This window comes from Actinomycetota bacterium, from assembly GCA_030018275.1.
GTDB lineage: Bacteria > Actinomycetota > Aquicultoria > Subteraquimicrobiales > Subteraquimicrobiaceae > Subteraquimicrobium.
The window spans coordinates 63037-71897 of record JASEGB010000009.1 but is presented as its reverse complement, the minus strand read 5'-3'; the positions used below and the strand labels follow the sequence as shown (position 1 = coordinate 71897).

9 protein-coding genes are annotated in these 8861 nt (G+C 46.2%); 1 reads left to right on the top strand and 8 read right to left on the bottom strand.

The genetic code is table 11. The annotated features are described in order from the left end of the window. Positions 1 to 44 precede the first annotated feature (44 nt). The 6 genes from QMD66_05240 to QMD66_05215 form a co-directional block, all read right to left on the bottom strand. A complete protein-coding gene (locus QMD66_05240; protein ID MDI6822245.1) occupies positions 45 to 1643 on the bottom strand; it encodes a L,D-transpeptidase family protein in 1599 nt (532 codons plus the stop codon). Next, on the bottom strand, positions 1612 to 2436 hold the full coding sequence (mutM, locus tag QMD66_05235) for a bifunctional DNA-formamidopyrimidine glycosylase/DNA-(apurinic or apyrimidinic site) lyase (GenBank protein ID MDI6822244.1): 825 nt from the start codon (positions 2434 to 2436) through the stop codon (positions 1612 to 1614). Before mutM ends, QMD66_05240 begins: the two co-directional genes overlap by 32 nt. 968 nt (positions 2437 to 3404) lie before the next feature. Continuing rightward, a complete protein-coding gene (locus tag QMD66_05230) occupies positions 3405 to 3719 on the bottom strand; it encodes a type II toxin-antitoxin system RelE/ParE family toxin (protein ID MDI6822243.1) in 315 nt (104 codons plus the stop codon). After that, positions 3709 to 3981: a type II toxin-antitoxin system Phd/YefM family antitoxin gene (locus tag QMD66_05225; protein ID MDI6822242.1), complete on the bottom strand. Its 273-nt coding sequence runs from the start codon at positions 3979 to 3981 to the stop codon at positions 3709 to 3711. Before QMD66_05225 ends, QMD66_05230 begins: the two co-directional genes overlap by 11 nt. A gap of 89 nt (positions 3982 to 4070) precedes the next feature. Then, on the bottom strand, positions 4071 to 4976 hold the full coding sequence (gene htpX / locus QMD66_05220; protein ID MDI6822241.1) for a zinc metalloprotease HtpX: 906 nt from the start codon (positions 4974 to 4976) through the stop codon (positions 4071 to 4073). Between the two features lie 82 nt (positions 4977 to 5058). Next, positions 5059 to 5628, bottom strand: coding sequence for a LemA family protein (locus QMD66_05215; GenBank protein ID MDI6822240.1), 570 nt, complete (start codon positions 5626 to 5628; stop codon positions 5059 to 5061). A 259-nt stretch (positions 5629 to 5887) separates the two neighbouring features. Between QMD66_05215 and QMD66_05210 the strand changes: the two genes are divergently transcribed. Continuing rightward, positions 5888 to 6610, top strand: coding sequence for a rhomboid family intramembrane serine protease (locus tag QMD66_05210; GenBank protein ID MDI6822239.1), 723 nt, complete (start codon positions 5888 to 5890; stop codon positions 6608 to 6610). On the opposite strand, the gene QMD66_05205 is transcribed toward QMD66_05210, so the two are convergent. After that, positions 6580 to 7416, bottom strand: a complete 837-nt coding sequence (locus QMD66_05205; GenBank protein ID MDI6822238.1) for an ATP-dependent Clp protease proteolytic subunit — start codon at positions 7414 to 7416, stop codon at positions 6580 to 6582. The two genes, QMD66_05210 and QMD66_05205, sit on opposite strands and share 31 nt — an antisense overlap. Before the next feature lie 57 nt (positions 7417 to 7473). Further along, on the bottom strand, positions 7474 to 8823 hold the full coding sequence (locus QMD66_05200; protein MDI6822237.1) for a L,D-transpeptidase family protein: 1350 nt from the start codon (positions 8821 to 8823) through the stop codon (positions 7474 to 7476). Between the last annotated feature and the right edge of the window lie 38 nt (positions 8824 to 8861).

Below are 8861 nucleotides of genomic sequence, written 5' to 3'. Positions count from 1 at the left end.
ATACACCCTAAATATTTCTATTAAAAGAATTTACACACAATAGTTTACGTTACCATGTCCACGGGTGTCCCCACGGACACGGCATCGAATAACTCCAGGATATCGCTGGGATACATCCTAATGCAACCATGGGTTACCGCCTTGCCAATGGAGGAGGGTCTGTTGGTCCCATGTATTCCATACATTGGATTGCTTAAAAGCAAGCGCCTATTCCCCAAAGGATTTCCCGGTCCCGGAGGTATTGGATGCCTCACATCGGCCCACCCGGGAGGATACCACGTGGGATTGATATCCCTCCTGATTATCCGAAAGTGCCCTATGGGGGTGGGGAAGCTGCGCCTGCCCACGGCGATGGGATATACCTTGAGCAAATTCTCGCCCTGATACAGGTAAAGCGCCCTTTTAGAAACTTGGATGACGATCCTCGCACCAGCAATTGGTCCCCCAGGGAGCTTCCCAGCCCTTAGGATCTCAAATTCCTTTGAGGCGACGATGCCGCTTACTGGCAGACCGCGGGCTTCCTGCAGTACCTCGACTGCTTTCCTGGTGGCCGGTCCAAAGACGCCATCGATCACACCACAATCGAAACCCAACATGATGAGCTTGGCTTGAAGCTCCGTTACATCCGCTCCCCTCGCACCAAAAGCTATGGCATTTTCACCCAAAGTCTCCGCGCTATCCACGGTGAAATCCCATTTGGCATGGGCACTATTTCCAGCAGCATCTTTGATCCACAACTCAACGGAGTGCTTCCCCTCCGCTAAACTGAGAGGGCAAAGGATCGATTCCGTCTCCGGATCATATTCGCTCTCCCGCCTCACCCCATCCACTCTCAAACTTATCTCGCTAATTTCTGAGTTTGCCTCTTCAACCTGAACCTTTATCATCGGATTGGATGTTTTGACCACGGATTTATTATCCGGAGAGAATTCCCTTATTATGGGAGAATCTCTATCGACGACCAGAACCAATCTCTTACTGCCCTTATTCCCGGCAAGATCGATGGCTATCGCTTTCAGGATATTCCTCTCGGATGGCAGGGTGATATCCAAATAGAAGGAACCATCATTTCGGATGGTTGGGGTGGGAAGGGATTTCCCATTGAGCCTCAACCTAAGTCGAGCACCTGGTTCGATCCGGCCCTCAAGCTCGAATTTCGATTCCCTGGTGGCGATGAGCGAAGAATCGCTCTTAAAGGAAATAACAGGGGGTTGGGTATCGACGATGAAGATTCGACCATCCCCAAAATCCTTACTCAACAGGAATCTATATTTTAATTTGATGAAGAATCTATGCTCGCCCTCCTCCAAGGGAATACCAGGGATATAAGAAAAACTCTCCCTTTTGAGATCGATTTCATCGGTTACATCCTTCCCGTCCAGAAGTGCCTTAACCACCTCAACTTTTTCTCCCATGAAAATGGACCACTTCGCATGAATCCTGGCTGTATTGGTCGAGATTATACCCTTATTGACCGGACTGAGCTTGAAGGTTCTGGGGAAGGTAGCATAAACGGTCCCCCAACCACAGATCAAGAGAATCAAGATCATAAGGGAGAGGAGAAATTTTTTTGATTTCAGTAGCCGTGAATTCATCACCAATTTGTGTTTTTTACTTCTGGCACTTCGGGCAGAAGTGGGCACCTCGTCCTCTCAAAGTGATTTTTCTAATGGGGGTTCCGCATCTCTCGCAGGGTTCTCCCTCCCTGCCATAGGCCTTAAGGTAGGGTACGTATTCTCCCTGTCTCCCATAAATATCCACGTAAAGATCGACCGAGGAACCACGATACTCCAAAGCAGCGGGCAAGATTCTGCGAATGCCCTCGTAAATTTTCGCGATTTCCCCCCGACTCAAGGAGGAAACGATGCGCGTGGGTTGAACACCGGCGTAATATAATGCCTCATCCGCATAGACGTTGCCCACGCCGGCGATGAAATTCTGATCCATGAGGAGCGGCTTTATCGGACCCTTTTTCCTAGTTTGCAGAAGCTTTTGGAAGACTTCTAGGATAAAATCCTCTCCCATGGCTTCCGGACCAAGCTCTTTGACCTCAGGGGCATTGGGTAAATCCTCGGTCTTAAAGACTTTGATATAACCGAATTGGCGTTGATCCCAGAAACGAAGTTGATGGTCATCGAGGCTGAAGATCACATGGGTGTGTTTCTCCATGGGAGCATTGGCTATTTGGTAAAGGATTCGACCGGTGAGCTTGAGATGGATTAAGAGACTATAGCCGGCTGAAAGATTTATGATGAGAATCTTTCCTCGTCTCTTTACATCCTCAATGGTTGCTCCTTCCACAACATCGGTGAACTCCTCCACAGTTGCATTTTTAAGTGGTTTTGCCGATCTTACCTCGACCTTGGTGATTTCCTCTCCCTTGACCTTCTCCTCGAGTTCCCTTCGAATCGTCTCAACCTCTGGCATCTCCGGCATCCTACTCACCCCTCCCACTGTTCATTCCAATTTTAAAGAACTTATCTATCTTTAGCAAACACCCCCCCTCCTCCCTCACCGAGAGTAGATCCCGCATTCTAGTCCATTTGGACTATCAAAAATGAGTCAACTGTGCTATTTACCTGAGAAGATACTTAGCTAAACATTAGATTAGAAGGAACTTATGAATCAAATTGACTTCCAGCATTCTTTTTCAATTCCGTGATGGACTTTTGAAAACTGAGGGCTTTTCTGTAAGCTCTAAACTTTTTATGGGTAAATCCGATACTATACAGGGAGAGTCCCGAGAGCGTAGCATGACCAGAACCTCGAATTAAAATAAGATACGAGGTCGGCAGCTACAAAAATCACCTGAAAAGGTCTTGGGACTCTCCCCTTTTTGTTAGCTGAAAAACCAATAGCTCAGCAGCTCAGATTTAGGATTCGTTGAGCCAAGGCAATTCCCTTAACAATTTCGGTAAGCTAAACTGGGAACATAGTTGGAGGTCATTTCGGGGAGAACAAAGTGAAGTGCAAGTTTTATCTGTTTCTATTAAAGATTATTCGGGAGCGGCGTCGATTATTCTCGATTTTTCTATAGATATTGTCCATATTTTCCCGTAAATCTATTGTTAATTTGATTGCTTTTGCAACCTTCATATTTTTTTAAAAAAGGATTTTCTCATCTCCATGAGGTAGTTGATGTGGGGTTCCCTCTTGCCCCGTTCATCCGACTCCCAGTGACATCTTATCTTCTCTGGATGCAATCTCAACACGGTTTGATAAAGACCTTCATAAATCCTTATCCTCTCAAGAGGACTTAGTTTACCGAAATACTCTCTATCGTATTGATTTTCCCACCGGTAATTTCCAGCGTATTTCTCTTTCCCGCTCAGAATATTTTTTGTTTCCGTCCATCATGCTTCCCAAATTTTGTAAAAATTCCCAGCTTATTTGACCATCTTAATTTACTTCTCAAACATCCGCAAATCAAGTAACCGTGCCCCATGAATGACACGCAAAATGATCACGGTTGAGCCTTCGATGCGAAAAACCGTCCTATAATCGACATAGATTAAATGGCGATATGGATGACCAAGTTCCTCCAATTCAGGAATTACCGGACAACGTTGGGGAAATAACTCTAAGGAATCGATTTGGCGCTCAATTTCGGTAACCCATTTTGCCGCTGCCTGCGGGTTATCGTGCGCGAGGTGGTCAAAGGTGGACTTGATATCATTTTCCGCAGTGACCGTAATTTTGACTTCGTATTTACGAGCCACGCTTCAGCTCCCTCAAGAAATCTTGGGCTGGGCGTGTTCTTCCTTTCTTCACATCTACCTCAGCCTCCGCCAACAATGCCCCGAGATTTAACGCCCTCAGCTTTCTTTCAAAAACGGAGACATCGAGCAAAACTGCATCGGGCTTTCCATTGACGGTGATAATCACAGGGCGACCTGTACGGTGAATCTGTTCAAATACCTCGCGCGTCTTTTTCTTCAAATCGGATATGGATTTGAAATCCTCAATGATGCTCAAAGGCACAATATTTCACTCCTTTTTAAATATAAAATTTTATACTTTTAAGGATACCATTCTTTATCACTAATATCAAATTGTTATCGCTGGGAATTTTACTCCGTTTGGAGTTCGAAGGACATTTCACGGAGGCGTTTTATTCTTTCTTCTATCGGTGGGTGAGTGTTGAAGAGGCTGTTCATGGCACCCCGGAGGTCCTTTAAAGGATTGACGATATACAGGTGGGCGGTAGCCTTGTTGGCAACTTCCAGGAGTTCCCTATCTGCAGCCAATTTCTCCAAAGCGCTGGCCAGACCGGGGGGATATCTGGTGAGCATTGCTCCACTGGCGTCGGCGAGGAATTCTCTCCGTCGAGAGATGGCTAAACGGATGAGCTGGGCGATTAAAGGAGATAAAAGGGCGAGGATTATCCCAATGAGAAGTAAGACGGCGGTTAAAGCCCCTCGTTCCGAATCCCTTCTCCTTCCGCCCCACCAGAAGCTACGTAAAAGCCAGTCGCTTAAGAGAACGACCACTCCAACCATCACAGCGGTCAAGGTAGCCAGTCGAATATCGTAATTTTGGATGTGCGATATCTCATGAGCGATGACGCCCTCGAGTTCAACGCGATTTAGTTTCTCAAGGAGTCCCGTGGTCACGGCGACAGCGGAATGCTCAGGATCCCGACCGGTGGCGAAGGCATTAGGGGCGGAATCATCGATGACGTACATCTTTGGAGTGGGATTACCCGCAGCGATGGATAATCCCTCGACCACATTATATAAATATGGGTATTCCTCCTTCTCCACGGGGCGGGCTCTGCTCATGGTGAGTACGATTTTATCGCTGTAGTAGTATCCACTAAAGCTCATAACCATGGCGATGATGAGAGCCAATGCCACCCCAAAGTAGCCTATCCGCATGAGCTCCCCGAATACATAACCGAGGAGCATGATCAGGACAACGAAGAGGAGAATTAAAAACCAGGATTTTCTCACATTGCTTGCAATTTGTTCATACAAAACTAATCACCTCGAATGTCATAAATCGAATGTCGCAAGTTAAAATTTTCTTCGCCTGCAACTTGTGACCTGCGACTTGCGGCTAGAATTGTACTTTAACGGGTTCTCGAGATACCTCTTCTATTTCGAAGTATTCTCGAGGAGAAAACCCAAAGGCGGGAGCAACCAATCTGGTGGGTAAAGATTGAATCATGGTATTATATTTCATCACGGTATCGTTGTAAAATTGGCGAGCATAGGCGATTTTGCTCTCGGTCCCAGCCAATTCCTCCTGAAGCATCATGAAGTTCTCATTCGCCTTCAATTCTGGGTAGTTTTCAGCCACGGCAAAGAGTGATCTTAAAGTCTGTGTGAGCATGTTTTCCGCCTGTGCCTGCTTTCCAACGCTTCCCGTGGACTTGATTGCCTCGGCTCGAGCCTTTGTCACGTTCTCAAAGAGTTCCTTCTCATGGGCGGCATAACCCTTGACCGTCTCCACCAAATTCGGAATTAGGTCATAACGTCGCTTTAACTGGACATCGATTTGCGCCCAGGCATTTTCGATTCTATTCCTCAAAACCACCAACCGATTGTAGATATAGATCAAACCCAGGGCAATCAACAGCACTAAACCGATGATTAAAAACATTAAAATTCCGAAAATGACGGCCATTTTGTCCCCCCAAAGTTGAATTTCTACGGGTCTTCGTTTTACTTAAGAAATATGATGCCATGCAAAATGTTATCTGGCAAGTTTAACCTTAGCTATCAACCGAATGTGACCACAGTAAAAAGCGAACTTGAAACTTAAATGATCTAATGTAAAATAGGTATAATTATAGCCTAGACATAATTCACGCTTAATAATTCGAGATCACTCTATTTATGTCTTGGGCAGGTATAATTCAATTTCAAGAAAGGTTGTGAGGGTTTTGTTCCCCCTTCGCGACGAGAATCCCGCGGAAACTTTCCCCTTCATGACCGTGGGTCTGATAATAATCAATATAGCCGTCTTCATTTATCAGCTCTCTCTGGGTACGGAGTACAGCCTCAGACAATTCATATACACCTATTCGCTGATTCCCTACGAAATAACTCACGGTGTGAGCCTCTTCCCTGGGATCCAAAAGATTCCCTATCTCACCATTTTAACCTCGATGTTCCTTCATGGAGGCTTCATTCACATCATTGGGAATATGTGGTATCTGTGGATATTCGGGAACAATGTCGAGGATATGCTGGGACATTTCAAATTCACTCTTTTCTACCTCTTATGCGGTTTGGGAGGAACTTTTGGACACATCCTTTCTGGACCCAATTCACAGATACCTTCCCTTGGTGCCAGTGGAGCCATTGCCGGGGTTTTGGGAGCTTACCTTATCCTCTTTCCCACAGCTCGAATTCTTACTTTGGTTCCCCTCTTCTATTTCATTCAGATTGTAAGGCTACCCGCATTGCTGCTGATAGGATTCTGGTTTATCCTGCAATTGTTCAGTGGGGTAGCCGCGATCACAAGCCCTCAACAAGGTGGAGGCATAGCCTGGTTCGCTCACATTGGTGGATTCTTAACGGGATTTCTGCTCATCCTCATCCTTCCGAAGAGACCGAGACGAAGGAGACCAAACTATTTCTTCTCTTCGACCTTCCTCTCGTAAGGAAGAGGTATATATTCCACGGAAGGTCTGCGCAATCCAACCTGGGGATAAAGCTCCATCAGATTATAAACCTCTCGAGGCATCTCCACCTTGACCTCAATTCCCAGGCTCTTTAGCTTTTCGACGGTCAGAGGGAAGTCGTGGGTCCACCTTCCCTCCGTAAGCAAATTTGCAATATCCCAGGCTCTGTCCTTCTCCACTTTGTGTTGCAAAATATCGAAAATGAGCTGCCGCAGTTGTCGCACGGCCTTCTGGGCAACATCCAGATAGATCAAGGTTCTGTCATCCAACTCATTTCTATCCTTTGCCTGAGCTGTCCAAATAAGGGAGCTTGCCGGATACTGCCAACCAAGCTGGGGATCGAGTGACCCCAAAACAGCATCCTCATCGAGGATGATTTCATCAGCGGCCAAGGCTATGAGCATCCCACCGGACATGGCGTAATGGGGCACAAACACTGTGACCTTCGCCTTGTGTCTTAAGAGGGCGTGGGCTATCTGCTCTGAAGCCAGAACCAACCCTCCGGGAGTGTGCAGGATGAGATCAATGGGCATATCATGGGGGGTAAGCCTTATTGCTCTCAAGATTTTCTCGGAGTCCTCGATATCTATGTACCTATAAAAGGGTATCCCGAGGATACCTAGAGCTTCCTGTCGATGAATGAGGGTAATGACTCTCGAGCCCCTCTTTCTCTCCAACTCCCGGATGGCTTTTATCCTTTTGATCTCCAACATCTTCTTGCGGAAAGTGGGACCAACGAAGAATACCAGAAGTAATATGAAGAATAAAAAAGACATGAAATCCATTTTCATCCTCACCTTTAAATCAATTCTATCATAATCTCCATCTCTACCGCTCGTAAGTTATTTCACGATGTCCACGGGTGTTCCCACAGAGACCAGATCAAATAGCTCCTCGGCATGATGAAGATGCATGCGAATGCAGCCATGGGAAACGGCACGACCAATGGACCACGAACTATAGGTCCCGTGGATGCGGATACCGGGTGCATTAAGGTCCATAGCTCTGGTACCCAAGGGATTGCCCGGTCCAGGGGGAATCTTGTCAGGCATATTCGCTGACCAGGGTTTATGAGGATTATACCAGGTTGGATTCTTTCTTTTGCGAATGATGCGATAGTGACCAGCAGGAGTTGGGAAGGCAAACTCTTGACCAACGGCTATGGGATACTCCTTTATCAATTGTCCCTCTCTATATAAGAATAGCCTTCTTTGTGTGATGTTGATGACGACTCGTGTGGTGTCCACCTTAAAAGACCAAAGTTTTTTAACAGCATTACCCGCTTCATCGATGGCTTTGACCACCACTTCATGCTCTCCATGAGAAAGCCTCAACCCGCTGGTGATTTCCCTGGTCTCGGGATTATAGTTGTGCTTGACCACATTCCCATCTATCCACAATGTGGCAAAGCGAATATCGGATTCCCGTTCCTCCAGCTTGATCGAGATTTTGAGTTTTTCGGAATGAACCAAGGAGCCATGAGCAGGGGAAAATGCCTTTATCACGGGAGCCGAGTTATCCACGACAACGGGAATCACCAGAGTACCCTTGTTTCCCGCTCGATCGATGGCTACTATCTTCAACCTATTTTTCCTCGAAAGTGAAGAGAGACCGAGGCTAAAATGACCCCTTTCATCAACCTTGGGTGAGGGGATTGATCTACCGTTCAGATAAACCTTGAGTTTTGCGTGAGGTTCGGTGAATCCCAAAAGATCATGAATCCAAGATTGGCGAGTGGCGATTATATCCTCAATATCTTCGAATTTTATGCTTGGGGCTATGGTATCCACTTCAAAAGCCCATTTGAGCTTTAATTTCTTGGGGAGCAGAAATTTGTAGATGAGCTTTGTCTCTATGGTGTGCTCTCCCTCACTCAATTTCTGAGGAGGATCATAGGAAAATCCGACCGCAGAGAGGGAAACAGATTCACTGACATCCCTGCCATCGACGATAACAGTTGCGGAAGCAAGCCTTGCCAGAGGAAAAATCTGCCACTCTACGGAAATAGAAGGAGTAGCATTGGGTATGACCCTTCCATGGGAAGGTGATTTTATGACTAAGTCCTCTGCAAAGGCATAAAGATATCCCCAGACAGCAATGAAAATCAGGGCTAGAATGGAAAGACCTATGGGTAAAAGTTTTGTCCTTAGGATATATTTTATCCAGAGATATATTTTAAGTCGCCCCCTCAACCGCAAAGATTCATTCAACTAAAATTAATAATAAGAAT